35 protein-coding genes and 1 tRNA gene are annotated in these 23,291 nt (G+C 69.6%); 34 read left to right on the forward strand and 2 right to left on the reverse strand.

The features are described 5' to 3' along the window. The first annotated feature begins 197 nt into the window (after positions 1-197). A tRNA-Thr gene (locus MQP27_RS13435) sits at positions 198-271 on the forward strand. Here the strand turns inward: MQP27_RS13435 and MQP27_RS13440 are convergent. Continuing rightward, positions 271-1,887: a site-specific integrase gene (locus MQP27_RS13440; protein ID WP_242765285.1), complete on the reverse strand. Its 1,617-nt coding sequence runs from the start codon at positions 1,885-1,887 to the stop codon at positions 271-273. The genes MQP27_RS13435 and MQP27_RS13440 overlap by 1 nt on opposite strands. After that, on the reverse strand, positions 1,887-2,540 hold the full coding sequence (locus MQP27_RS13445) for a helix-turn-helix transcriptional regulator (RefSeq protein ID WP_242765286.1): 654 nt from the start codon (positions 2,538-2,540) through the stop codon (positions 1,887-1,889). The genes MQP27_RS13440 and MQP27_RS13445 overlap by 1 nt, the downstream gene beginning before the upstream one ends. A 115-nt stretch (positions 2,541-2,655) precedes the next feature. Between MQP27_RS13445 and MQP27_RS13450 the strand changes: the two genes are divergently transcribed. The 33 genes from MQP27_RS13450 to MQP27_RS13610 all read left to right on the forward strand — a co-directional run bounded on the left by MQP27_RS13450 (position 2,656) and on the right by MQP27_RS13610 (position 23,276). Continuing rightward, positions 2,656-2,871 carry a helix-turn-helix transcriptional regulator gene (locus tag MQP27_RS13450; protein WP_242765287.1) on the forward strand — a complete coding sequence of 72 codons (216 nt, stop codon included), beginning with the start codon at positions 2,656-2,658 and terminating at the stop codon, positions 2,869-2,871. Then, the gene (locus MQP27_RS13455) at positions 2,868-3,194 is read left to right on the forward strand and encodes a helix-turn-helix domain-containing protein (RefSeq protein ID WP_242765288.1); all 327 of its coding nucleotides are present in this window, start codon (positions 2,868-2,870) and stop codon (positions 3,192-3,194) included. The genes MQP27_RS13450 and MQP27_RS13455 overlap by 4 nt, the downstream gene beginning before the upstream one ends. A 15-nt stretch (positions 3,195-3,209) precedes the next feature. After that, positions 3,210-3,719 (forward strand): DUF6907 domain-containing protein, encoded by a 510-nt coding sequence (locus MQP27_RS13460; RefSeq protein ID WP_242765289.1) that lies wholly within the window; start codon positions 3,210-3,212, stop codon positions 3,717-3,719. Continuing rightward, complete coding sequence (locus MQP27_RS13465; RefSeq protein WP_242765290.1) at positions 3,716-4,057, forward strand: hypothetical protein; 342 nt, start codon at positions 3,716-3,718, stop codon at positions 4,055-4,057. The genes MQP27_RS13460 and MQP27_RS13465 overlap by 4 nt, the downstream gene beginning before the upstream one ends. Continuing rightward, positions 4,054-4,245: a hypothetical protein gene (locus MQP27_RS13470; protein ID WP_242765291.1), complete on the forward strand. Its 192-nt coding sequence runs from the start codon at positions 4,054-4,056 to the stop codon at positions 4,243-4,245. Before MQP27_RS13465 ends, MQP27_RS13470 begins: the two co-directional genes overlap by 4 nt. After that, the gene (locus tag MQP27_RS13475) at positions 4,242-4,877 is read left to right on the forward strand and encodes a hypothetical protein (RefSeq protein ID WP_242765292.1); all 636 of its coding nucleotides are present in this window, start codon (positions 4,242-4,244) and stop codon (positions 4,875-4,877) included. The genes MQP27_RS13470 and MQP27_RS13475 overlap by 4 nt, the downstream gene beginning before the upstream one ends. Beyond that, positions 4,874-5,149, forward strand: a complete 276-nt coding sequence (locus tag MQP27_RS13480; RefSeq protein ID WP_242765293.1) for a hypothetical protein — start codon at positions 4,874-4,876, stop codon at positions 5,147-5,149. The genes MQP27_RS13475 and MQP27_RS13480 overlap by 4 nt, the downstream gene beginning before the upstream one ends. Positions 5,150-5,237: 88 nt before the next feature. Then, positions 5,238-6,167 (forward strand): bifunctional DNA primase/polymerase, encoded by a 930-nt coding sequence (locus tag MQP27_RS13485; protein ID WP_242765294.1) that lies wholly within the window; start codon positions 5,238-5,240, stop codon positions 6,165-6,167. Next, positions 6,164-7,342: an AAA family ATPase gene (locus MQP27_RS13490; protein ID WP_242765295.1), complete on the forward strand. Its 1,179-nt coding sequence runs from the start codon at positions 6,164-6,166 to the stop codon at positions 7,340-7,342. The genes MQP27_RS13485 and MQP27_RS13490 overlap by 4 nt, the downstream gene beginning before the upstream one ends. A gap of 243 nt (positions 7,343-7,585) precedes the next feature. Further along, positions 7,586-7,864: a hypothetical protein gene (locus tag MQP27_RS13495; protein ID WP_242765296.1), complete on the forward strand. Its 279-nt coding sequence runs from the start codon at positions 7,586-7,588 to the stop codon at positions 7,862-7,864. Further along, positions 7,864-8,382 carry a single-stranded DNA-binding protein gene (locus MQP27_RS13500; RefSeq protein ID WP_242765297.1) on the forward strand — a complete coding sequence of 173 codons (519 nt, stop codon included), beginning with the start codon at positions 7,864-7,866 and terminating at the stop codon, positions 8,380-8,382. Before MQP27_RS13495 ends, MQP27_RS13500 begins: the two co-directional genes overlap by 1 nt. A 14-nt stretch (positions 8,383-8,396) precedes the next feature. Beyond that, complete coding sequence (locus tag MQP27_RS13505) at positions 8,397-8,597, forward strand: hypothetical protein (RefSeq protein ID WP_242765298.1); 201 nt, start codon at positions 8,397-8,399, stop codon at positions 8,595-8,597. Continuing rightward, positions 8,594-9,247, forward strand: a complete 654-nt coding sequence (locus tag MQP27_RS13510; protein ID WP_242765299.1) for a hypothetical protein — start codon at positions 8,594-8,596, stop codon at positions 9,245-9,247. Before MQP27_RS13505 ends, MQP27_RS13510 begins: the two co-directional genes overlap by 4 nt. Before the next feature lie 149 nt (positions 9,248-9,396). Continuing rightward, positions 9,397-9,780 carry a DUF6907 domain-containing protein gene (locus tag MQP27_RS13515; protein WP_242765300.1) on the forward strand — a complete coding sequence of 128 codons (384 nt, stop codon included), beginning with the start codon at positions 9,397-9,399 and terminating at the stop codon, positions 9,778-9,780. Then, the gene (locus MQP27_RS13520) at positions 9,777-10,451 is read left to right on the forward strand and encodes a MerR family transcriptional regulator (protein WP_242765301.1); all 675 of its coding nucleotides are present in this window, start codon (positions 9,777-9,779) and stop codon (positions 10,449-10,451) included. The genes MQP27_RS13515 and MQP27_RS13520 overlap by 4 nt, the downstream gene beginning before the upstream one ends. Continuing rightward, positions 10,448-10,606 carry a hypothetical protein gene (locus MQP27_RS13525; protein ID WP_242765302.1) on the forward strand — a complete coding sequence of 53 codons (159 nt, stop codon included), beginning with the start codon at positions 10,448-10,450 and terminating at the stop codon, positions 10,604-10,606. Before MQP27_RS13520 ends, MQP27_RS13525 begins: the two co-directional genes overlap by 4 nt. Next, positions 10,603-10,938 (forward strand): hypothetical protein, encoded by a 336-nt coding sequence (locus MQP27_RS13530; RefSeq protein WP_242765303.1) that lies wholly within the window; start codon positions 10,603-10,605, stop codon positions 10,936-10,938. Before MQP27_RS13525 ends, MQP27_RS13530 begins: the two co-directional genes overlap by 4 nt. Further along, positions 10,935-13,016, forward strand: a complete 2,082-nt coding sequence (locus tag MQP27_RS13535) for a cell division protein FtsK (RefSeq protein ID WP_242765304.1) — start codon at positions 10,935-10,937, stop codon at positions 13,014-13,016. The genes MQP27_RS13530 and MQP27_RS13535 overlap by 4 nt, the downstream gene beginning before the upstream one ends. A gap of 165 nt (positions 13,017-13,181) precedes the next feature. Next, positions 13,182-13,382 carry a hypothetical protein gene (locus MQP27_RS13540; RefSeq protein WP_242765305.1) on the forward strand — a complete coding sequence of 67 codons (201 nt, stop codon included), beginning with the start codon at positions 13,182-13,184 and terminating at the stop codon, positions 13,380-13,382. 125 nt (positions 13,383-13,507) lie between these two features. Continuing rightward, positions 13,508-13,801 (forward strand): HNH endonuclease, encoded by a 294-nt coding sequence (locus tag MQP27_RS13545; protein ID WP_242765306.1) that lies wholly within the window; start codon positions 13,508-13,510, stop codon positions 13,799-13,801. Positions 13,802-14,375: 574 nt separating this feature from the next. Next, the gene (locus MQP27_RS13550) at positions 14,376-14,651 is read left to right on the forward strand and encodes a hypothetical protein (RefSeq protein ID WP_242765307.1); all 276 of its coding nucleotides are present in this window, start codon (positions 14,376-14,378) and stop codon (positions 14,649-14,651) included. Next, positions 14,614-16,176, forward strand: coding sequence for a terminase large subunit domain-containing protein (locus tag MQP27_RS13555; protein ID WP_242765308.1), 1,563 nt, complete (start codon positions 14,614-14,616; stop codon positions 16,174-16,176). Before MQP27_RS13550 ends, MQP27_RS13555 begins: the two co-directional genes overlap by 38 nt. Before the next feature lie 11 nt (positions 16,177-16,187). After that, the gene (locus MQP27_RS13560; protein WP_242765309.1) at positions 16,188-17,411 is read left to right on the forward strand and encodes a phage portal protein; all 1,224 of its coding nucleotides are present in this window, start codon (positions 16,188-16,190) and stop codon (positions 17,409-17,411) included. Further along, the gene (locus MQP27_RS13565; RefSeq protein WP_242765310.1) at positions 17,408-18,079 is read left to right on the forward strand and encodes an HK97 family phage prohead protease; all 672 of its coding nucleotides are present in this window, start codon (positions 17,408-17,410) and stop codon (positions 18,077-18,079) included. Before MQP27_RS13560 ends, MQP27_RS13565 begins: the two co-directional genes overlap by 4 nt. Positions 18,080-18,215: 136 nt before the next feature. Then, positions 18,216-19,607: a hypothetical protein gene (locus MQP27_RS13570; RefSeq protein WP_242765311.1), complete on the forward strand. Its 1,392-nt coding sequence runs from the start codon at positions 18,216-18,218 to the stop codon at positions 19,605-19,607. A gap of 70 nt (positions 19,608-19,677) precedes the next feature. Next, complete coding sequence (locus tag MQP27_RS13575; protein WP_242765312.1) at positions 19,678-19,896, forward strand: hypothetical protein; 219 nt, start codon at positions 19,678-19,680, stop codon at positions 19,894-19,896. Between the two features lies 1 nt (position 19,897). Continuing rightward, positions 19,898-20,497: a head-tail connector protein gene (locus MQP27_RS13580; RefSeq protein ID WP_242765313.1), complete on the forward strand. Its 600-nt coding sequence runs from the start codon at positions 19,898-19,900 to the stop codon at positions 20,495-20,497. A gap of 8 nt (positions 20,498-20,505) precedes the next feature. Next, a complete protein-coding gene (locus MQP27_RS13585; protein ID WP_242765314.1) occupies positions 20,506-20,955 on the forward strand; it encodes a hypothetical protein in 450 nt (149 codons plus the stop codon). Further along, on the forward strand, positions 20,955-21,140 hold the full coding sequence (locus MQP27_RS13590) for a hypothetical protein (protein WP_242765315.1): 186 nt from the start codon (positions 20,955-20,957) through the stop codon (positions 21,138-21,140). Before MQP27_RS13585 ends, MQP27_RS13590 begins: the two co-directional genes overlap by 1 nt. After that, positions 21,133-21,873 (forward strand): hypothetical protein, encoded by a 741-nt coding sequence (locus tag MQP27_RS13595; RefSeq protein ID WP_242765316.1) that lies wholly within the window; start codon positions 21,133-21,135, stop codon positions 21,871-21,873. The genes MQP27_RS13590 and MQP27_RS13595 overlap by 8 nt, the downstream gene beginning before the upstream one ends. A gap of 67 nt (positions 21,874-21,940) precedes the next feature. After that, positions 21,941-22,342, forward strand: a complete 402-nt coding sequence (locus MQP27_RS13600; RefSeq protein WP_242765879.1) for a phage tail tube protein — start codon at positions 21,941-21,943, stop codon at positions 22,340-22,342. Beyond that, positions 22,342-22,851: a hypothetical protein gene (locus MQP27_RS13605; protein WP_242765317.1), complete on the forward strand. Its 510-nt coding sequence runs from the start codon at positions 22,342-22,344 to the stop codon at positions 22,849-22,851. Before MQP27_RS13600 ends, MQP27_RS13605 begins: the two co-directional genes overlap by 1 nt. Positions 22,852-22,862: 11 nt before the next feature. Further along, on the forward strand, positions 22,863-23,276 hold the full coding sequence (locus MQP27_RS13610) for a hypothetical protein (protein WP_242765318.1): 414 nt from the start codon (positions 22,863-22,865) through the stop codon (positions 23,274-23,276). Positions 23,277-23,291 lie beyond the last annotated feature (15 nt).

Raw genomic sequence — 23,291 nt, forward strand, 5'->3', positions numbered from 1 at the left:
ACCGGCAGGAACGTGCCGGACGATCCGTTGTAGGAAGGTGGTTGGTGTAGTCCACATGAGCGAACTGGGTCAGGACGGTACCTGGCGTTTCCCGGTCTGTCAGTACCTGTGGGCATGTGAACTTCGCGGAAATTTTCGACAGGGGCCCGTCGGGACCTGGGTACACTGCACGGGCGCGTAGCTCACACCACGCGCAGGCCTCCTTAGCTCAGCTGGCCAGAGCAACGCACTTGTAATGCGTAGGTCGTCGGTTCGAATCCGACAGGGGGCTCAGCTAGAGGGCAGGTCAGGAGGCGTTTCGCCCCCGGTCTGCCCTTCTTCTTCGCCCTCCTGCGTGAGCGATGCGTGAGCGGACGTGTCAGAGACCGGCCTCCGGGCACGAGGGACTGCCGCCGCCGACCGCTCCGCCAGATCCTCCTCGTACTCCTCGAACAACTCCATGTACGTGTCGCTGGTCAGGCTGATCGAAGCGTGCCGCAGCTTCGCCTTCGCGTCATGGATGTCACCGCCGCCGGCCTTCACCAGGGCCGCCGCCCCGTGGCGCAAGTCCCGCAAGTTGATCGGCGGCAGATCCGCCTCGGCGACGATCTCCCGGAACGCGTCGCTGACCATCTCCGGGTGCAGCCACGTCCCGTCTTCCTGCACGAAGATCTTCCCGGTGTCCGTCCACGGCAGCCGCGCCTCCATCCGCGCGGCCCGCTCCGCTATCTGCCGCTCGCGGTGCGCACGCAGGACCGCCACGGTCTCCCGGTCCAGCTTCACAGCGGCCGCCGACCCGTCCGTCTTCGGGTCCGTCTCGATCGGCGTCCACCCGTCCGTCACGATCTCCTTCGCCACGGCGATCGTGCGGGCCTCCCAGTCGACGTTCGTCCAGTCCTGGCCCACCCCCTCGCCGCGGCGCAGCCCGTGATGCGCGATCAAGTGGTAGAAGGCGTACAACCGGTGCCCCTCGGCCGCGTCGAGGAACTGCCCGAGCTGCTGCGGCGACCACACCATCACCGGGCCCGGCCTCTGCCCGGTCTCCCGCCAGCGAGCCACCCGTTCCGCCGTCCACAGCATCCCCTTCGGCCGCTTCGCCGACCCGATGTCGACGTGGGCCGCCGGGTTGAAGGTGATGTACTGGCGGCCGATCGCGAAGTTCAGCGCGGTCCGCAGCGCGCGGCGGATGTCGTGCTTCGTCGACTGCCCGGTGATCCGGCGGAACGGTGGCATCTCCGCGAGCTTCGCCTTCTCCTCGGCCAGCCGCTCAGCTTCGGCGGCCGGCGGCCGGGACCGCTTACCCCAGGTGGCCCGCGCGACCTGCTCGCGCCGTGCCTCGTTCTCCGCCCGAATGACCTCGTTGCGGTCGTCGATCCCGTCGAAGAAGGCCTGCACGTGCCCGACGCTGAGACGGTCGAGGCGGTGGTGTCCGAGGCCGTCGCGCAGGTGGTAGTTGACCCGCGACCTGTACCCGTTGACGGTCGTCGCCCGCCGGGACTTGGACTTGGCCTCCAGCCACTCGTCCAGCAGGTCGGACACGGTCATCACGTCGGTGAGTTTCTGCCCGCTGCGGAACCGGCGGCGCGTCTCCTCCAGGCTCGGCAGGGACGCCTTCTTATTCTTCGACACCTCCTCCAGGAGATCACCGATCCGGACCTGCCCCTCAGCGTCGTCGCTGTCGGGGAGGTCGAGGAGGGCGCGGACCTTGTCGAGGTCGCCCTGGGCGTCCTTGGCGGTGTCGTAGCCGGAGCGAGAGAACGAGCGTCGGCTCCCGTCCTCACGCGGCGGCAGCTCCTGCCGTACCGCCCACACCCCATGCCGCCGGCTGGACAGCTGCGGGCACGACTTGTTCAGCGCCTTGCCGTCGGCGTCGCGGCAGTAGCAACGGCGGTACGTCGAACCCTTCATCAACCATCATCCTCACTTGGGTCGGATGGTTCTTTCTCGAAGTGCCGGGTCAGTTCTTCTACGGTGATTGGGGGATTGTTGCTCAACTTTTGTCGCCACTGCGGCCCATATACCCGGTTGAATTCCGCTTGCCGGTTAATGGAGATTCTAGTCAAGTAGTTAAGCTCCGCCTGCGCTTCGTCGTGATGTGCCTGAGCCCGCGTCGCCTCGGCCATGGCGGCGGCTGCCCTAGCTTCTGCGGCTTCCAGTGCGAACCGGGCTTCTGTCTCAGCACGCCGAGCGTCATGAAGGTTCGCCGCGAGTCCGTCTCGGCGGCGCTGGACCGCTTTCACTCGGGTGAGTAGATTCTCTATGTCCATCGTTTCGGGATTTGCTTCTGGGTCCGCTTCGGCCTTATCGATTGCGGCAGCCAGCATTTCAGAAACAGACGACCTGAGCGCTTTGGCGATGAGGTCGGCTTCTTGTAGGCGCAGCGCCCTTTGCCCTGACTCGATCTTCGCGATCGTCTGTTGGTAGAGACTCCCGCCAAGCTCTCCCACCCGGTCCGCAAGCTCAGCCTGGGATAGCCCCTGCGCTACCCGCAGGCGCTTCATCTGCCGCACGAAGATGTCCTCGGCCATGTGGCCGGCGCCGACCAGCTCGTCGTCATCCAACGCAATCAACGTCCTTCATGCAGAACACGCTACATCCTGATGTTGTTGTTGCGATACACCGCCACCGGGTACATACTCATGGTGTTCAACGCCAACACCGTGAGGGGGTTGAGCGGTGTCAGAGCTGCTCGCTTCTGAGGCGAATGGGTACCTGACCACGAAGGATGTGGCAGCCAGGTACCGCACAGCGCCCAGCACAGTCCGCTACTGGCGGCACATCGGGTACGGCCCCAAGGGCATCAAGGTCGGGCGCCGCATCCTCTACGCACCTGCCGAGATCCAGCGCTTTGAGAAGGAGCTCGCCGAAGGTTCAGCCAGGGAATCGGCATGACCGCCCCGGCATTGACCATCGCCGAGATCCTCGGCCACGAGTCGGCCCTGACCGACTTGCCCACCTTCGGGCGGATGACAGGGCAGGCCGAGTCCACGATCTATCAGCTGGCCGCACAGGGGCGTCTGCCCATGGAGGTCATCCGCCTGGGCCGTAAGCGCTACGTGCGCACGGTCGACGTCTGGAATTTCCTCGGGCTCGTCCCGCAGGAGACCGGCACCGCTTTCGGGGTCCAGCCGGAAGCGCCCGCCGGAAACGACGAGGCGACCCGGGGTCCAGCCGGGTCGCCTCTGTCGAGCAAATCCGCCACTACCAGCAAGTAAGAAACGGAACAGCTCATGACCCACAGTGCCACGACGGCAACGGCGCCGTCGACCCACGAATCTGCCGGCACCCCGCGCACCTGGTCCTTCACCAGCAGCGTGACCGGCGAACAGGTGGCCATCACCTGCATGCCCGGCTGCACCATCGACCACACCCGGGACGCCGAGACGCCCTCGCACCCCGTAGACATCTACTGCTGGATCGGCGAGAGCGACGATGTCACGCTGCCGATCGACACCACGGGGACCCCCGAAGAGTTCCGCGTGCTCAGCAGCCGCATCGAGGTCCACCCGTTCGCCAGGGCTCTCTCGCACCGTCTCCCGTTCGCCGTCGTCGAGGTCGTCGACGAGCACTGGATCGGCGGCCTCGACCCCGACGGCCTCGAGATGGTCATCAACACGCTCGCCGAGCGGCTGGACGCTCTGCGCCGCACGCACGCCGACCTGGTCCGTGCCCGCGCGGACTACGCCGCCGAACAGGTCCTCAGTGCCCTCCGCCAAAACAAGGCCGAGGTGACGGCATGACGACCTACGACACCACCGTGTGCGTCTACGGATGCGGCCCCGCGGCCGCCGTGGTGACGGGCGGAGCAGGTGCCCGCTACGGCCTGTGCGCCGACTGCAAGGCCTGGCACGACAGGCAACAGTTGGCGGCTCCGCACATCGCGACGATGGAGCACTTCCGTTCCCAGATGCGGGCCATCGGCCAGGCGACGCCCACCGTCGAGAAGTTCGTCGACGACATGGTGCTACTGCTCGGCGTCACTCACGACCCGATGCGCTGCATGAACATCATCCTCGCGGCCCTCGGCGGCGCCACCGCGGAGCAGCTGCTCGCCATGCCGGCCGGAGCGACGTCGTGAAAACGTGCACCGCCACCGCGACGGCCAGGGGTGCACAGCTCGTGGGCACCCCCGGCCGCCCGGCCCGCCCGGCCGGGTACTGGGAGCGCGTCGACGCGATCGTCAACCAGGCTCCCCCGCTCGACGACTACCAGCGGGCCGTGATCAGGACCGCCTTCTGCGCCCCCACGATCAAGGAGGCGGCGTGAGCGAGCCGATCCGCATTGCCATCTCCGAATCCCAGGGCCCCATCCCCGGCGGCACAGTCGAGTCGACGGGCGGCAACATCCTTGAGACCGTCGGCTGGGGCAGCACCTGCCCCGGCTGCGAGAAGGTCCCGGCCGCCGGAGAGAAGATCACCAAGATCTTCTACGTGTGGTGGCACGCCACCTGCGGCGCCGCCTACCTCCGCTCGACCGCCGCCGACGAGGCCTGGCTCGCCCTCGCCCACCAGCTGGAGCGCGCCCCGTCCCGGTTCAACAACGCCGAAACGAAGGCGATCATCCGCAACCTGCTGCGCCTCGTGGGCGCGGCAACCACGGTCCCCGACTCCCCGGACGGCCGGCGCATCCAAGGTGACACCGCCATCGCGCGCGCCCTGCCCGCCGATGACGAGACGCAGTTCGCGAACGTGGTTGACGCCTTCCACCACTCCGACCTGTACGCGGCATTCCTCCAGGTCGAGCAGCGCTACCCCGGCGAACTGCCGGTCGTGGCCGGCGTACGGATGTGGGGCCTCCTCGACGGCGAGCAGCAGGCCCGGTACACGAACGAGATCCTCGGCGCCTACGTCGAGCTCGTCCGCATCCAGCGCGCGGAAGATCGCGAGGAGGGGCTATGACCGAGCGCGGCCCTGGCCAGTGGCCGGTCGATGAGCCCGTCGACCTCGACGGCGTTCTTGAGGTCGTGGATCTGCCGCACCAGGTCCTCGATGACCTGTATGTACGCCGCTCCGAAGAGCGAGCCCTGCACGAGATGGTCATGGACTCCATCCGGCACGACCTTCAGCAGCAGCCCAGCCCGCTCACGGTCGTCACGGCGGCCCGCAACTGGTGCACACGCATCACCGCGGCCGCCGAGGAGATCGCCCGCGCGAAGCGAAGTACCGCATGAGCCGCTGGCCGGGCGCCGCCATCCCCCCGCCGCGCCCGGCCAGCACCTCCGCGAACTTCTGATCCAGCTCGTAGAAGAGAGCACGTTCGTGACCGTCGGCCTCCGAATCCCCGCCAAACTCCCGGCCGCCGCCGAGGTCTACGCCGAGGCGGGCATTAAGGTGTTTCGCGTCCGCCGGAACAAGACCCCCTACGCCAACTGCCCGCGCTGCGACCGGCAGTCCAGCCTGTACGTCAAGCACCGGCCCGAGGACTGCCAGTGCGGCGTGCCCACCTGTCACGGCTTCTGGGCCGCCAGCACAGACCTGGACCTCGTCCGCCGCTGGTGGCGCGAGGAACCCGACGCCAACATCGGCGCCCCCTGCAAACTCAACGGCTGGGCCGTCGTCGACGTCGACCCGCGCAACGGCGGCAAGGAGTCGTACCAGGCCCTGGAACAGCGCGTCGGAGTTCTGCCCGGCACCACCATGCAGCTCACCGGCGGCGGCGGCCTGCACATGCTGTACCGCTCCCCCGACTTCGACCTGCCCGGCCTCGGCGGACCCGGCATCGACTTCAAGCACAACGGCTACATCCTGCTCGCCCCGTCGGGGCACTCCTCCGGCGGCCGCTACCAGTGGGCGGGGGACGGCTCGTACATCGCGCCCAGCGTCGCCTGGCCCGAGGCGCTCCTGCCGCGCAAGCAGCGCCGTCAGTTGCTGCCGCCGCCACGCGCCACGCCCCGGCACCGATTTCCCCTCCAGGAGCGGCGCCAGCAGCGGCCCGGCGGGGGCCGGATGTGGACCGTCGCTGACCTCGTCCAGCACGTCATGGACTCACACGAGGGCAACCGCAACAACGCCTTCTTCTTCGCCGCATGCCGCGCGCACGAGCTCGCCGAGCAGAACCTCATCGACCTCGCCGAGGCCGAGATGGGTCTGCTGTCCGCGGCGTCCGCCATGGGGCTCACCGACTCCGAGACCCGCGCCTCGTTCGACAGCGCATCCACCCGCCCCAGCGACCGGGGGTGGGTGGCGTGACGACCGACTTCGACCAGGCCATGGACGCCTACTTCGGCCCGGACGGCGAGGAGCCGCCCGTCGACTGGCAGGACGTCGACGCGGCGCCTGCCGCCGAGAAGGAGCCGGCGCCGCGCACGTGGGCGGCCCAAGACCTGACGTCGGTCCTCGACGGCAGCTACCGGCCGCCGCAGCCCACCGTGGGCCGCCGTGACGACGGCGTCGGCCTGTTCTACCCGGGACGGATGAACAGCGTCGCCAGCGAGTCCGAGGCGGGCAAGACGTGGCTCGCGCTCATCGCCTGCCTGCAGGAGATCAACGACGGCCATCACGTCCTGTACCTCGACTTCGAGGACGATGCGGGCGGCGTCGTCGGCCGGCTGCTGTGCCTCGGCGCCCGCCCGGACGACGTCCTGGAGCGCTTCCACTACGTCCGCCCGGAGAACAGCCCCAGCGACATCGACCTGCTCGACCTGGCGATGGTGCTGGAGTACAGCCCGACGCTCGCCATCGTCGACGGCGTCACCGAGGGCATGAGCCTCTTCGGCCTGGAGCTCAAGGACAACACCGACGTCGCCAAGTTCGGTCGCCAGTTGCTGCGCCCGCTCATGAACTCCGGGGCCGCCGTCGTCACCCTCGACCACGTCGTCAAGTCCAGCGAGAACCGCGGCCGGTACAGCATCGGCGGCGTCCACAAGCTCAACGGCCTCAACGGCGTGATGTACATGCTGGAGAACCGGCGCCCCTTCGGCATCGGCGTCACCGGCAAGTCCACCATCCGCGTCGCCAAGGACCGGCCCGGCCAGATCCGCAAGAACGGCCTGTCGCACTCCAGCGGGATGCACTGGTACGCCGACCTCGTCGTCAAGTCCGAGTCCGCCGAGTTCGCCGAGGCCCACCTGTACGCGCCCATCCAGCGTGACGAGGAGGACCGGGAGGCGGACGAGGAGCTGCGGCGTCTCAACGCCCTCAAGCGCAAGGTGCTGGACGCCCTGGCTGGCGCGCGGGAGCCGCTCACCGGCAAGGGCATCGAGGACCGCGTGAGCGGGCGCGCAGTGGACGTCCGCCAGGCCGTCGCCGCCCTGGTCGACGAGGGGCGGATCAACACCGAGCGAGGCGCTCGCGGAGCCACGCTTCACAGCCTGCCGACCGCAGGAACAGAAGCGGACAACCCACCCGAACCGGAGGCCGCTTGACCTCGTCCCGGGCATGGGACGAGGTCGATTGTCCGAATCCGTCCACCTTTGACTATCGCTCGTGATCCACACCCCCCGTAAATGACCTCGTCCGACCTCGTCCGACCTCGTCCCGGACGAGGTGGCGTGACCTCGTCCCTCGTCCCACTCCTTTAGGTGGGACGAGGACGAGGTCACCCAACGGCCCCACGAGAGAGCAAGCCGCCGGGACGAGGTCACACCACCAGCCACAGGAGGCGCCCCATGCCCGAGTACATCCCAGCCGCACCCGGCTGGTACGTCGCCGAGTACATCGACGGCGAGATCGACCTCGACCCCGTCCTCGCATGGAAGCCCGCCGTCACCAGCGGCGGCGAGGACACCCTCTTGCCCGTCGTCGACGGCGGCAGCTACTGCCTGCCCCTCGTGCTCGACGAGGCCTCGTTCAAGAGCTACGCCCGCCACGTCGTTTACCGGCCCAACCACGACCCCGGCGCATCGACCGCAGCCCTCAACCTCACCACTTCGAAGGAGACCCACTGATGTCCGGAGAGACCGTCATCACCGTCGTCGGCAACCTCGTCGACGACCCCGAACTCCGCTTCACCCCGGCCGGCGCCGCCGTCGCCAAGTTCCGCATCGCCTCCACCCCACGCCGCTTCAACCGGACCACCAACGAGTGGGAGGACGGCGAGAGCCTGTTCCTGACTTGCTCGGTGTGGCGCCAGGCCGCCGAGAACGTCGCTGAATCCCTCGCCCGCGGCACGCGCGTCATCGTCCAGGGCCGCCTCAAGCAGCGCAGCTACGAGGACGGCCAGGGCGTCAAGCGCACCGTGTACGAGCTCGACGTCGACGAGGTCGGACCCACCCTCGCCCGGGCCACCGCCAAGATCACCAAGAATCCGGCGGGCGGCGGACAGCCCTCCCAGCGGAAGGGCAGTGACGACCCGTGGGCCGGCGCCAAGCCCGCCAACGGTCAGACGCAGGGCGGCGGATGGGGTGGCGGCCAGCAGCAGCCCGCCGCCCAGGGCGCCGGCTACTCCGACGAGCCCCCGTTCTGATCAAGGAGATCGACGTGACCTCGAACGAACTCTTGATGCTCGCCGTAGGCCTCACCCTCGGCATGCATCTGATGAACGCCATGCACGCCTACTGGGGTTGGCGCGACGATCGCCGGTCCGCCGCCCGGACCCGCGCCGACATGAAGCGCTCGGCGGGCGACCGCTACCTCCACAGCCTCCGCATCTACCAGCTGCAGCACCGGAGCCGGGTATGAGCGCCTCCTGCGGCCTGTGCGAACGCGAGATCCCAGACAGCTACTTGTGCCCGGGGTGCACGCTCGGCACCGCCAAACGCCTCGACCGCGCGCCGCAGCTGTACGAGGCCCTCGCCGCCTTCCTCCACCCCAGCGGCCGCCGCCCCGAACTCGGCCGGTCCCGGCCCGCCGAGGCACCCCTGCCGATCGCCGAGCCCGCATTCAACCTCCGCGGGCCCGGCGGCATCGTCGGCGTCCTCGAAGACTGGCGCTCCGCCATGCAGGCCGATCGCGGCTGGGGCGAGCCCGCCATCGCAGGCAACACCGAGCGACGCATCACCGTCGCCGCCCGAGCCCTGTCCATGAACCTCGACTGGATCGCCGCCAGTTGGCCGATGGCCGGCGCGTTCGCCGAGGAAATCCGCGACCTCGAACGCGACGTCGCATCCATCGTCAACCCGCCCGTCCCGTCGCTGCGGCTCGGCAACTGCCCGGCCGTGTACGAGGACGGCACGGTGTGCGGCGCCGTCCTGCGCGTCCCGCACGGCACCACCAAGGTCGAGTGCCGGTGGTGCAACACCGTGTACCCGCCCGAGTCGTGGCTCGCCCTCGCGTCCGGCGCCTGGACGGACCAGGACGCGGGCAACGCGCCACAGACGCAGGCGAGTTGAACGCGCTGATTCCATAACAGACCTGTACGAACCGCCAGATCCTATGGCAAGCTCTAATCTGTACTCACAAATGAAGACGGGCCCCGCCGGTGCTACCAACACCGAACGAGGCCCTGACCGCCACCCCTGACACAACCAGGAGGACGGCTATGGCTCACTCTGCCATGCCCGACGACCACCGCACGGCGCAGGTCAAAGTGCTCGTCACGAAGAGCCTGAAGATCGACGAACCGGACTGGTGTGTCGGCCACGCCGGCGACCGCGCCGAGTTCAAGGTCGACATCACCCACTACGGGCCCGAGCACTCCATCGAGATCAACGGCATCACCACCTGCCGCGCCATGCTCGCCCAGTCGCCCTACTCCGAGACCTCCAGCCCGGCCCCGGTCCTGTACGTCGAAGACGGCGACATCACCGGCTCGTACACCCCCGACGAGGTCGAGCAACTCGCCGACGCCCTCACCGAGACCGCCACCCGGCTCCGCACCCTCGGCCGCAACCTCGCCGAGATCCTCGACGGAGGCACCGCGTGAGCAACCTCAACCAGGTCGGCACCTGGGTACGCAGAGGCTCGCTCGCCGCCGGCATCGCCTTCACGGCCACCGCCGAGTACGAACTCGCCCGCCGCCTCGGCGCCAAGCCCCCGATCGCGGTCATGCTGCCGCTCGCCCTCGACTGCTACGTGATCGCAGCCCTGCGCTGGTTCCGCGCGTTCGACATCTTCCTGAGCCTCACGCTCATGGGTGCCGCGCAGGTCGCCGCTCACGCGCTGGAGGCGGGTGTCCTCAAGGTCAGCCTCAACCTCGTCACCGTCGTCTCGCTCCTCGTCCCCATCAGCCTCTGGCGGACGCATGCGCTCGCCAGGCAGACGCCACGGGCCGCCACCCGGCCCGCCACCGTCCCGCCCGTCCAACCGCCGTCCAGTGGTCTTCCCGAGAAGACGAGTGGGGGCGCCGAGGTCACCCTCGACCGCATGACCGAGCAGGACGCCACCGAGACGCCCGAACTCCCGCCCGGGACGGGCCAGGACGTCGAGGGCGCGCCGCGTCTTCTCACGTCCCGGGACGTCGCCGACCGGTTCGGCGTCGACCCCTCCACCGTCCGCAGCTGGGTCGCCAGCGGGACGCTCGAAGTCCACGAGAAGACGCCCCGAGGGCACAACCTCTTCCACCCCGACAAGCTCCCCCAGGAGGCCCGCTCGTGAGGTACATCGCCCTCGGCGCACTGCTCGGCCTCCTCCTCGTCCTCTGCCCCGAACTGCTGCTCACCGCGGCCGCCAACCCCCTCGTCATCGCATTCGCCCTCGGCTTCGCCCTCCGGCCAGCCATCACCCGCAAGTTCCACAGGTGGGCGACATGAGCGACGCCCTCCAGAAAGCCGAGGCCGCCGCGAAAGAAGCCGCGACGGACACCGCCGCCGTACAAGTCGCCCTCGCCGCCGTCGAACTCGCCAAGCTCGCCGGCCAGCAGCCCGCCCACACCTGCCAGCACCACGCCCCACAGCCGGAGTTCAACGCGAAGAAGTGGTGGACCATCGGCGCTCTCGTCACCGTCGGCGGCTGCGTGGCCTGCGCTCTCGCGCTCGCCTTCGCCCTGGCCGCCACCGCCATCGCCGTCGGCGGCACCTGCGCAACCGCCTGCCTGCTCGTCCTGCGCTCCATATGGCGCGACGTCCGCGGAGGCCACCGATGAGCGACACCGTCAACCTCACCAAGGACGCCACCCCTCAAGCCCAGGACACCACGGAGGCGTCACGCCCCACCCAGGACGCGACACCGTCCAGCCGTCTCGCCAGGATCCGCCGCATCATCGTCGAAGCCCGCCAGAACCCCGCCTACAGGACCGCCGTCCGGCACGGCTCCTACATCTGGGGCGGCGCCCGCATCCTCTCCCGCCGCGCGTGGGAGGCCCGCACCACGGCCATGCACCACCGGATGATGCGCATCGCCGAGGCCGCGGGCAACGAAGAGATGGTGACCAAGTGGGAACAGCGGGCCTACGCCTACCGGTTCGCCCGCCACAAGCGGCGCATGGACCTCCTCCAGCTGGCCCTCAACCTGCCCAAAGCCATCTTCAACGCGGTCGCCGGCGCGGCCGGCGTGCTGCTGTTCCTGGGCGTCCTGCTGGCCTGGCACAACCACGACGTCGCCGACATCCTCGCGCCGCTCAACGCCGTGGTCCGGCTGGTGTGGTGGCTCGGCTTCCTCGCCTCCGTCATCTGGGACCCGCTGCTGTACGCCCTGCCATTCGTCGCCCTGGCCGGAGCGTGGGCAGTCGGCCACAACCAGCGCACCGCACCCGGCTGGGCCTTGCCCGACGACGGCGACGAGCGGGACGTCGTACCCGACGAGAACGCCATCATGCGCGCCCTGGGCAAGCTCGGCATCGCCCCGCTCAACGCGGCCCTCAAGGAAGGCTGGAAGGCCCGCTGGGTGCAGCCATCCACCCGCTCCGGGAACGGCTGGCACGCCCAACTGCAGCTCCCCGAAGGCGTGCCCGTCGAGATGATCGCCGACAAGAAGCACGTGCTCGCGCACAACCTGATGCGCAAGCCCATCGAGGTGTGGCCGACCGAACCACGCGACCAGGCCGGCGTCCTCGACCTGTGGGTCGCCGACCCCGGCGTCCTCACCAAGCCCGTACCGCCCTGGCCGCTCCTGACAGAGGGCACGACCGACTTCTTCAAGGGCGTGCCCGTCGCCCTCAACGCCCGCGGCGACCAGGTCATCGGCCGCCTGATGGCCGCCAACTACTTGGTCGCCGGAATCATGGGATCGGGCAAGTCGTCGCTGGTCATCGCCCTGCTCCTCGGCGCGATGCTCGACCCGCTCGTCGAGATCGACGTGCACGTCCTCGCCTACAACTCCGACTACGACCCGATGCGGCCCCGCCTGCGGAGCCTGGTCAAGGGCGACGACGACGAGCACGTGGTCGCGGCCATGGACACCCTGCGCGCCCTCGCCGGCGAGGTGTCCCGCCGCGGGCAGGAACTGGAACGCCTGGGCACGGACACCAAGGTCACTCGCGAGATGGCGGAACGCGACCCGTCGATGCGGCCCCGGATCGTCGTGTTCGACGAGGTCCACGAGCTGTTCACCCACAAGGAACACGGCAAGGAGGCCAAGGAGCTGGCGCTGAAGGTCACCAAGAAGGCCAGGAAGACGGCCATCATGCTGCTGTGGATCACCCCGGACGCGGATGCGGCGAGCCTCCCGCGCGGGATCTCCAAGACCGTCTCCCACCGGGTGGCGTTCGCGATCAACGACCACCAGGGCAACGACGCGATCCTCGGCACCGGCATGCACAAGAACGGCTACTCGGCGACCACTCTCGTCGCAGGTGAAGACGTCGGCACCGCCATGGCCGCGGGCTTCGGAAAGACGCCCGGACTGATCCGCTCGTACTTCGTGCGGAAAGAGGCAGGCATCGACGAGATCTCGCCGGTCGTCGCGCGGGCGATGCAGATGTACGAGGGAGGCCCGGCGGACGCCCCCGCCTTCACCCCCGTCGACCATCTCGCCGACATCGCCAAGGTGCTCGGGCACGAGCCACGGATGCTCACGCAGGACGTACTTCGCGGCCTCCAGGACCTCAACGCGGCCGAGTACGGCAGCTGGTCATTCCGGGACCTCAAGCGCGTCCTGGACGAGGCCGGCCACGGCGACTACAAGACCGGCGGCAAGATGCACGTCGCCCTCGACCGCATCCTTGACGCCATCACAGCCCGCGACGAAGACGATCCCGACGACGAGGGAGGCGCCGAAGACTGAGGGAGTTCTCCCTACCCGCCTCCCTGCCCTGCCTCCCTGTACATGACCTGCAGAAATGGCCAGTCAGGGAGGCAAGGGAGGCATGTTGCGACCGAGCCGGACTCGGCCGCAAACGGGGTGTCCGCCTCCCCTTCGCCGCCTCCCTCCCTGCCGCATCATGGGCCCATGGAGTCGCACATGATCCGGCCCGGCCACCTCACCGCGCACCAGACCGCCCAGCAGCTCGGCATCGGCCTCGACGGCGTCCGCCAACTCGTCCGACGCGGCCGCCTGAAGCGCTCCGGCGGCACGCCCCGGCAACCCTGGTACGCCTGGCGGGACGTCGCCGAGCTGCAGGCCGAACGACGCACCCGCAACGCCGCTTGACCGCAGGTCACAGCGAGTGTCACGATCTCGGTGAACAGCTGTGCCCTCAATCGGCACCACAGACGCACGACGAAGCCCCGGCTCGGTCCCCCCGGCCGGGGCTTCGTCGTGCCCAGGGGGTGACCGTGGCCACCGAGCGAGACGAACTCACCAGCTACGACTACCGGCAGACACGCGCCCGCATCCTCGCCGCCTCCGACGTCTGCATCGTCTGCGGCCACGGAGCCTCCGACGCCGTCGACCACATCCACCCCGCCAGCAAGGGCGGCGCCCGCCGCGACCCCGACAACCTCGCACCCATCCACGGCGTGGCCGGATGTCTGGTGTGCCTGCGCAAGTGCAACTCGGAGAAGGGCAACCGGCCGCTCGCCGAGGTCGTGCAGCTGCACACCAGCGTCGACTGGTTCGCCGGCCCGTAGGAAGGGACGGTGCAGATGGCGCGCGACCCTGCACGGTTTGCCCGCCTGCTCCGCACATGGTGGACGCGAGGCCAAATCACGCACACCGCACGACATCCGCAACGCCCTGACCTGCACAAACGTGCAACTCCCGGAGCGGGCCCAGACCAGGGGCGCGACCCGGACTGGGTCGATCTGCACGCCACCCCCAGACTCATCGGCACCACATGGCTCTGACCTGCGACGATGCAGGCGACTGCGTAAACGTGCAGGTCAGAGGCTTGCGACTCCCGCGCGCGGCGCACGGTTTGATGAGTGCACCAGCACATGCCCGGGCGGCCGCCAAATCGACGCCTCGGCGCGGCAATCACAACGCTCTGACCAGGCACGATGCGCAACACGCGAGCCTGCCTCAGAACGGGACAAACATGCAGGTCAGAGGCTTGCAAGCTCGATCAATCCGAGTTGATCAGATCGATCCGGCCGGGATCTCCGGGCGATCTTTAGGGAAGATCCACTTCTCAACCCCGCGCCCAGCTTTCATTTTTCTCCCCCCGGCCCGATGGCGTCCGGATGATCATGGAAGGGGGCCGGCATGGGGCCCGTGGAGAAGGCCGTCCGGGACGACGTCGAGCAGCTCGGTGACCTCGTCGGCATCGAGCCGTCCCTGTCCGAGATGGCGTACTCGCTGGCCAAGCGGATCGACGCTGCGTCGACCGGCCAGTGCGACACGTGCGGGGAGGCCGTGGCCGTCGAGGACAAGCTCCTCCCTCAGTTGAACCGCGAGCTCCGTCAGACGCTCGCCCAGCTCCTGGAGGGACGGGCGCCCGACGATGACGACGACCTCGGAGACCTGGGCTCCACCGACTGAGTTCGCCGAGGACCTGTACGAGCGGTACGGGCTGACCTGCCCGCCGCGCTGGGGGACGCCCCGTCATCCGGGCCGGCCGTCGCTCGGGCCGAAGCTGTGGAAGGTCATGGCCAAGCTCGGCGCCCCGCCGATGCCGTGGCAGAAGTACGTGTCCGATGTCGCCCTGGAGATCGACCCGGAGACCGGGCTGTTCGCGCACCGTGAGGTGGGCCTGTCCGTCTCCCGGCAGCAGGGCAAGACGGAGCTGTGCCTCGGCGCCCAGGTGCACCGTGCGCTCGCCTGGCAGCGGCAGAACATCGTGTACGCCGCGCAGACCCGGGGCATGGCCCGGCAGCGGTGGGAAGACGAGTTCTGGGAGAAGATCAGCGGCTCGGACCTGGCGAAGCTGGCCCGCATCCGGAAGTCGAACGGCAACGAGGCCATCCTGTGGGGCCGCACGCGCTCCAAGATGGGCATCACCGCGAACACGGAGAAGGCCGGCCACGGGCCGCCACTCGACCTCGGGTTCATCGACGAGGCGTTCGCGCACGAGGACGACCGGCTGGAGCAGGCGTTCAGCCCGGCCATGCTGACCCGGGCCATGGCTCAGCTGTGGTGGGCGTCCGCGGGCGGCACCACGAAGTCGGTGTGGCTGAACAAGAAGCGGGAGAACGGCCGCGCGCTGATCGAAGCCCTGTGGGCTGCGCTCGCCGAGGACGCTGCCGCCGTCCGGCCGCGGGCGGCGTACTTCGAGTGGTTCGCCCCGGAGGACATGGACCGCTCGGACCCGGCGACGTGGCGGGCGACGCTGCCCGCGCTGGGGCACACGGTGACCGAGGCCATCATCCAGGCCGAGCTGGAGAAGATGGACCCGGCCGAGTTCGACCGGGCCTACCTGAACCGGACGCGGAAGCCGACCCCGCCCACGGACCCGAACGTGCCCAAGGGCAAGTGGCCGGGCCTGGTCGACAAGGGCAGCAAGCCGGTGGCGTCCAGCGTCGCCCTGGCGCTCGACGTGTCGCAGGACCGCAAGCACGCGTCCATCGCCGCGGCCTCGTTGCGGCCGGACGGCACGGTGCACCTTGAGGTCGTCGCCCGCCGTGCCGGTACGGACTGGGTGGTGCCCGCCATGGTCCGGCTGCACAAGCTGTGGAAGCCGGTGGCCGTCGCCGTCGCCTCCGCGGGCGCACCGGCGGGCTCGCTCATCGACGACCTGACCGCCGCGGGCATCGACGTGCCCAAGGACAAGGAGCACCCGGAGCGCGGCGACCTGGCCGTGATGCGCTCCGGCGACATCACCGAGGCGTGCGGGCAGATGGCCGACGCCATGAACCAGGGCACGGTCGTCCACCTCGACCAGGTGCCGCTCACGGCCGCGGTGAACGGCGCACGGACGCGCCGCAACGGCGACGCCTGGACGCTCGACCGCACCAGTTCGCTGACCGAGATCAGCCCGCTGTGTGCCGTCACCTTCGCCCGCTGGGCGCTGCTCATCCGGGGCCCGCAGGTCGAAGAGGACTACGACATCGGCGACTCGTTCGCGTAGGGAGGCACGGCATGGGCGTCTGGGACAGGATGCGACGCGCCTTCACCCAGCGGGACGCGAACATCGTCACTGCCGAGGATCTGCTGGCGCTGGCCCGCGGGGAACGCACCGGCGGCAAGGGCGTGCACGTCACCAACGACTCGGCGCTGCGGCAGTCCGCGGTGTGGGCGTGCCTGCGGCTGCGGGCCGACCTGGTGTCCACGTTCCCGATCGACGTGTACCGCCGCGTGCAGGGCCTGCAGGTGGAGGTGCCGAAGCCTCCCGTCCTGGTGACCCCGGGCGGCAGCGAGGTCGGTATCAAGGAGTGGATGTACTCCACCGAGTTCGACCTGGACCGGGCGGGCAACTGCTTCGGGATCATCACCGAACGGTCTGGGGTGATCGGCCCGGACGGGCGGGGCCTGCCCGGGCGCATCGACCTGGTGGAGTTGGGCACCGTGACCGTCCGCGCGACCGGGTCACAGATCACGAAGTTCAAGATCGGGGGCAAGGACTACGACCCGTGGGACGTGTGGCACGAGAAGCAGTACACCGTCGCCGGTCTGCCGCTCGGCCTGTCCCCCGTGGCCTACGCCGCCTGGTCGATCGAAGAGTCCCTGAACGCCCAGCAGTTCGCCCGGGACTGGTTCGGCGCCGGCATCGTGCCCTCGGGCACGCTGAAGAACACGAACAAGACGGTCGACAAGCGGCAGGCCCGGGAGGTCAAGGACGGGTTCCGGGCGGCCGTCTCGAACGGTGACCTGTTCGTCCATGGCGTCGACTGGGAGTACAAGCCCATCCAGGCTGTGAACCAGCAGGCCCAGTTCATCGAGGCGCAGCAGTACAGCAATGCGGACATCGCCCGGTTCTTCGGCTGCCCGGGCGACCTCATCGACGCGGCTGTCTCGGGCAGCAGCGTCACCTACGCCAACATCGGTCAGCGCAACCTGCAGTTCCTCATCATGCATCTGGGGCCGGCCGTGGGCCGCCGCGAGGACACGTTCAGCCGGAAGCTCGTCTCGGGCCCGCGCTACGTGAAGCTCAACACGGACGCGCTGCTGCGCATGGACCCGCAGACGCGGGCCTCGACGATCGCCTCGCAGATCAACAGCCGGACGTTGGCGCCGTCCGAAGCGCGCGCCCTTGAGGACCGGGCGCCCTTCACCGAGGACCAGCTCGCCGAGTTCGACCGCCTCTTCGGCTCGCGCTCCGTCCCCGCGCAACCCACGACCGCCGTACCGGGAGCATCGTCATGACCATCACGCTCGCCGCGGCCGCGGCGGAACGAGCCCACAACGTCCGCCAGCGCGGCGACCGCCCGTCGCAGAGGCGCTGTGCGGAGCAGGCCAACGCCCGCGCCACGGTGCGCGCCACCCTGTCCGGCGTCCAGGTCCGCGACTCCGCGGACGGCGGGACGCTGGAGTTCCTCGGGCACGCCTCGGTGTACGAGCAGGCCTACGAGATGTGGGACATGTTCGGCCCGTACACGGAGATCGTCTCCGAGGGTGCGGGCACCGACTCGCTCGCTCGCGCCGACCTCGACGTGCCCCTCGTGCTCGGGCACGACCAGCTGCGCCGTATGGCCCGCACGACGACCGGCACGCTGATCCTGGGCGAGGACGCGACCGGCCTGTCCGTGCGCGCGCCCGCGCTGGATCCGAGCGACTACGACGTGGCGTACATCGCCCCGAAGCTGCGGTCGGGCCTCATCGACGAGATGTCGTTCGCGTTCCGTATCGAGTCGGGCCAGTGGTCCCCGGACTACACCGAGTACCGGATCAACCGGTACGACATCCACCGCGGCGACGTCGCGATCGTCGGCTACGGCGCCAACCCGTACACCGGGGCGAGCCTGCGCCAGCCCGCGGCCGCGCCGACGAGCAGCAGGGCCCGCGCGCTCCTTGAGATCGCACTCGCCCGCTGACCCCTGATCTTCCCGCCGTCCGGCGGGAGTTACTGCCCTGCGCTTCTGCGCGCACGAGCCCACCCGGCGCCATGCCTCGGGTGGCCGTCTGACCTGGACACGGGGCGCCTGTCACCACGACCAAGGAGGACGAGCCATGACGCTCGCCGAACTGATCGCCCAGGCGCGCACCGCGCTGGACACGGCGATCGGCAACCGCCAGAGGGAGCAGGACGCGCTGGTCGCGCTCCGCTCCGACGAGAACCTGACCGAGGAAGCCGTGCGCGAGCAGGTCGAGCGCCGCGACGCCGCGGACGCCGAGGTCACCCGCCGCCAGGGCGCCCTCGACGAGCTGCTCGCCGAGGAGGCCCGCGAGGCGGAGATCGCCGCGCTGCAGGCGCGCAACACCCCGGGCGCCCCTCCGGCTCTGCCGCCGTATGACCAGCGGCACCGCGTCGGGCAGGAAGAGCGCACCTACCGGCCCGACCAGGACCGGCGCGGCTCCAACTTCGAGCGGGACGTGGCGGCCGCGTTCCTCGGCGACTACGAGGCCCGCGACCGGCTCGCCCGGCACATGGCCGAGGAGCGCGCCGAGCGCGGCGACCAGCTGGTGCGTGCGGCCGGTACGGGCGCGTTCGCGGGCCTGGTCGTGCCGCAGTACCTGACCGACCTGTACGCCCCGGCTGCGGCCGCCCGGCGCCCGTTCGCGGACGCGTGCCGCCCGCACGACCTGCCCGCGCAGGGCATGACGGTCAACCTGTCCCGCATCACCACGTCGACGTCCACGGCGCTGCAGGCGGCGGAGAACACCGCGGTGTCCGAGACCAACATCGACGACACGCTGATGACGATCAACGTGCAGACCAACGCGGGCCAGCAGACGCTGTCCCGGCAGGCCATCGAGCGCGGCGCCGGCGTCGAGCCGGTCGTCCTCGACGACCTGTTCCGCCGCTACGCGACGACGCTGGACTCCACGCTGCTCAACCAGGCCACCAACGGTCTGACCAACGTGGCCACTTCGGTCGCCTACACGGACGCCACGCCCACCGTGGCGGAGCTGTACCCGAAGGTTCTGGAAGGCCTGTCGGGCGTCGAGGCCGCGCTGCTGGACATGGCGTCCGGCGACAACCTCGCGGTCATGCACTCCCGGCGCTGGTACTGGATGCAGAACGCCCTGTCGTCCACGTGGCCGCTGGTCAGCCAGCCGGGCATCGCCGCACAGATGGGCATGACCAACCTCGGCACGACCTACGGCAGCGGAGTGCGCGGCGTCCTGCCCAACGGCACTCCGGTCATCGTCGACAACAACGTCGGCACGACTCTCGGCGCGGGCACCGAGGACGAGATCTACCTCGTGGACCGCAACGAGTGCCACCTGTGGGAGGACCCCAGCGCCCCGATGTACATCCGGGCGGAGCAGCCGGCCGCGGCCAGCCTCGGCGTGCTGATGGTCGTCTACGGCTACTTCGCGTACACCCACGCCCGCTACACGCAGGCCCGCAAGATCGCCGGTACGGGCCTCATCGCGCCGACCTTCACCGGCGTCTGATCCATTCCGCGAGGGCCCGCCACGACTCCGGCGGGCCCTCGCGGTCCACCCATAACCCCGGGAGCGAGCGATGACGGACGCACCCCAGACGGAAGACTCGATGGTCGCCGCGCTGCTGCGCGAGCGCGAGGGCTACGTGACCCGCGGCATGGACGACCGTGTCGCCCAGGTCGACGAACAGCTGAAGCTGCGCGGCGTCGAGCCGCCGAAGGACGACAAGCCCGCCAAGTCGGCGGACCGGTCGACGCCGCCCAAGGGCCGCAGGGCACGAGGCACGGAGACCACCTGACATGGCCGAGTACGCCACCCTCGCCGACCTCAAGTCGCAGATGGGCATCGAGGCCGACGACACCACCCGGGACGCCCTGCTCACCAAGGCCCTCAAGTCGGCGTCCCGCGGCATCGACCGGGCCACCGGCCGCCGCTTCTGGCTGGACGCCTCCGCCACGGTGCGCACCTACCGGCTGGAGGACCGCGTCGTCTGCGAGCGCGATGGTGACGTACTCCTGGTCGACGACATCGGCGACGTCACCGGCATGGTGGTGGAGAGCGGGACCACCGGGGGCGGCACCTTCACCGCCCTCACCGGCTACGAGACGACCCCCGACAACGCCCTGGCCGACGGCTACGCCATCACCGGCCTGCTCAAGCCTCACGGCGTCTGGGGCACGTCCAGCACCCGCATCCGGATCACCGCCAAGTTCGGTTGGCCCGCCGTCCCGGACGACATCGCGCAGGCCTGCCTCATCCAGGCCTCCCGCCTCTACAAGCGCAAGGACTCCCCCGAGGGCATCATCGGCTCCGCCGAGTGGGGCGTGCGCAACCTGTCCCGTCGGGACCCCGACGTGTGGGCGCTCATCGAGCCGTACACCCTTCCAGGCTTCGCGTAGGGGGCGCCATGCAGATCTCCGCTATCCGCGATGCCATCGCGGACGCCGCCCGCACGGTCGTCCTGCCCACCGGGGTGGGGAAGTTGACGTCCACCGGATACGTCCCGGACTCGGTCGTCGCCCCCTGCTTCTATGTGGGTGAGGTCGAGATCACCTTCGACCGGGCGCATGGCCGCGGCATGGACGAGCTGATGTTCACCTGCCGCGCCTACGCCAGCCGATCGGACGACCGGGCCGCCCAGCGCATCCTCGACGCGATGTTGTCCGGGGCGGGCCCTGCTTCGCTCAAGGCCGCGATCGAGGCGGCCCGCGGCGGCCCCGGCGAGTACGCCCTGGGCGGCCTGGCCGACGACATCCACCTGCAACGCGTGCAGGGCTACCGCTGGTTCGACCACGCCGGAGCCACGTACCTCGGCGCGGAGCTGGTCCTCAAGGTCATCGGAAGTGGGAGCACCTGATGAGACTGCGCATCCTGCAAGGTGCCCCCGAGGGCGCCCTGTTGTGCGGCGAGCCGTGGCCCGCCGAGGGAGACGAGATCGACCTGCCGACCGCGCAGGCCGCCCACCTCGTCGCCTCCGGCGTCGCCGAAGAGGTCACCGCCAAGCGGACACGCAAGGCCCGCAGGGGAGGCGACGATGAGTAAGACCGTCCTGACCAACGTGCGGTGCTTCGCCGTCGGCGCCGACCTCACCGGCAACTCCAACAAGATCGAACTGTCCTCCGAGGTGGAGGCCAAGGAGTCCACCAACTACGGCTCGCAGGGCTGGAAGGAGTTCGTCGGCGGCATCGCCTCGGCGGAGCTGTCCGGCGAGGGACAGTGGGAGGCCTCCGACGCCAGCAAGGTCGACGACGCGAGCTGGAGCCAGCTGGGCGGCGTCGGCCCCTGGTCGGTCAGCGCCAACAACGACGCGAGCGTGGGCAGCCTCGCCTACCTCATGTCGGCGCTCCGCTCGGACTACAAGCTGTTCGGCGAGGTCGGCGAGGTCGCCCCCTGGTCCGGTACGGCGAAGTCGGCATGGCCGCTGGTGCGCGGCCAGTTCGCCCACCCGCCCGGCACCGCCCGCACCGCCACCGGCACGGGCACCGGCCTCAACCTCGGCGCCGTCGCTGCGAACAAGCGGATGTACGCCTCGCTGCACGTGCTGTCCGTGGCCGGCACCAGCACGCCGACCATCACCGCGCGCGTCGAGTCCTCGGTCGACAACACGTTCGCGAGCCCTACCACCCGCCTGACGTTCACCGCGGCCACCGCGGTCGGCGGGCAGATCATGCGCACCGCGGGCACGGCCATCACGGATACGTGGTGGCGCGTGGCATGGACGATCTCCGGCACCACGCCGTCGTTCCTGTTCGCCGCCGCCCTCGGCATCCAGTAACGCCTCTCACCCCGGCCCGCTCCCGGGCCCTCCGTCATGCCCTGAAAGGGGGCCCGCCGTGCCCAAGATGGTCCTGCTCGCCGAGTACCTGTCCATCAACGCCAACGTCCTGAACACCTTCACGCGCAAGGCCGAGCTCACCGTCGAGGTCGAGGACAAGGACGTCACCAACTACGCCAGCCTCGGCTGGAAGGAAGTCATCGGCGGTCTCAAGTCCGCTGAGCTCGGCTGCGAGTTCCTCCAGGACTTCGCCACCACCCAGCTGGACGCCATCATGTGGCCCCTGCTCGGGACGGTCGTGCCGTTCGAGGTGCGCGCCGACCAGGCCGCGGTCGGCGTCTCCAACCCGAAGTACACCGGCAACATCCTGATCAACGGCTGGAACCCGCTGACGGGGTCGGTCGGCGACGAGGCGACCGTGTCGCTCGGCTTCCCGACGTCGGGGGCCGTAACCCGAGCGACGTCCTGATGGCCAGCGGAGGCCCGCCGTTCGCCCTGGGCGTGGAGACCCACACCGGCCTCGCCGCGCTGGTGCGCGCCATCCGCGCCGAGGAGGACGGCAAGGCGCTCCGTAAGGAGCTGGCGGCCAACATGCGTGACGCTCTGCGTCCCGGAGCCGAGCAGGCCAAGGGCTCGATCATGGGCATGGTCTCGGTGCACGGGGCGACGCCCGCCCTGCGCACGTCGATCGCCAAGAAGATCAGGCCGGAAGTGAAGCTCGGCGGACGCTGGTCCGGGGCCCGCGTGAAGGCCTTCAAGACCAAGAACATCCGCGGCTTCCCCAACGCCCCGAAGCGCACCAACCGCGCCTCCGGCTGGCGCCACCCCGTGTACGGCAACCGCGAGGTATGGGTGAGCCAGCGCGGCAAGCTCGAATGGTTCGACCGGGCGTTCCGCGGGCGCGAGGGGATCTACAAGGAGGCCGTCGAGGCGGCCATGGAAGACATGGCCCGGCGCATCGCCAACCGGGCCGGCTGAGGGGGACACCCATGTATCTCGTCTACCAGCCCGAGGGCAGTGAAGAGCCGCAGCGCTGGAAGTACCTGCCCAAGAAGCTCATGAGCGTGGAGCGGGAGCTGCTGGAGAAGCTCACCAGCCGGAACTTCTCCGAGTTCACGGTCGACGTGCAGAAGGGCAACAGCCGCTGCCGGCGCGCCCTGCTGTACGTCTACCTGAAGCGGCAGCACCCCACCCTGAAGTTCGACGACGTCGACTTCGCCTGGGACGAGCTCACCCTGGAGCACTCCAAGGGCGAACTGCAGCTGATGCGCGAGCAACTCACCGAGGACTCCGTCCCGCCCGGCCAGCTGGACGCGGTGCGCGCCAAGTTCGACGAGGAGATCGCGGCGGCCTTCGAGGACCCGGAGGAGGAGGGAAAAGCCCAGCTGCCGATCGCCGGCTGAAGCGACTCGGCGACG

Origin of the sequence: Streptomyces cylindrosporus (assembly GCF_022698165.1) — a bacterium.
GTDB classification, from domain to species: domain Bacteria; phylum Actinomycetota; class Actinomycetes; order Streptomycetales; family Streptomycetaceae; genus Streptomyces; species Streptomyces cylindrosporus.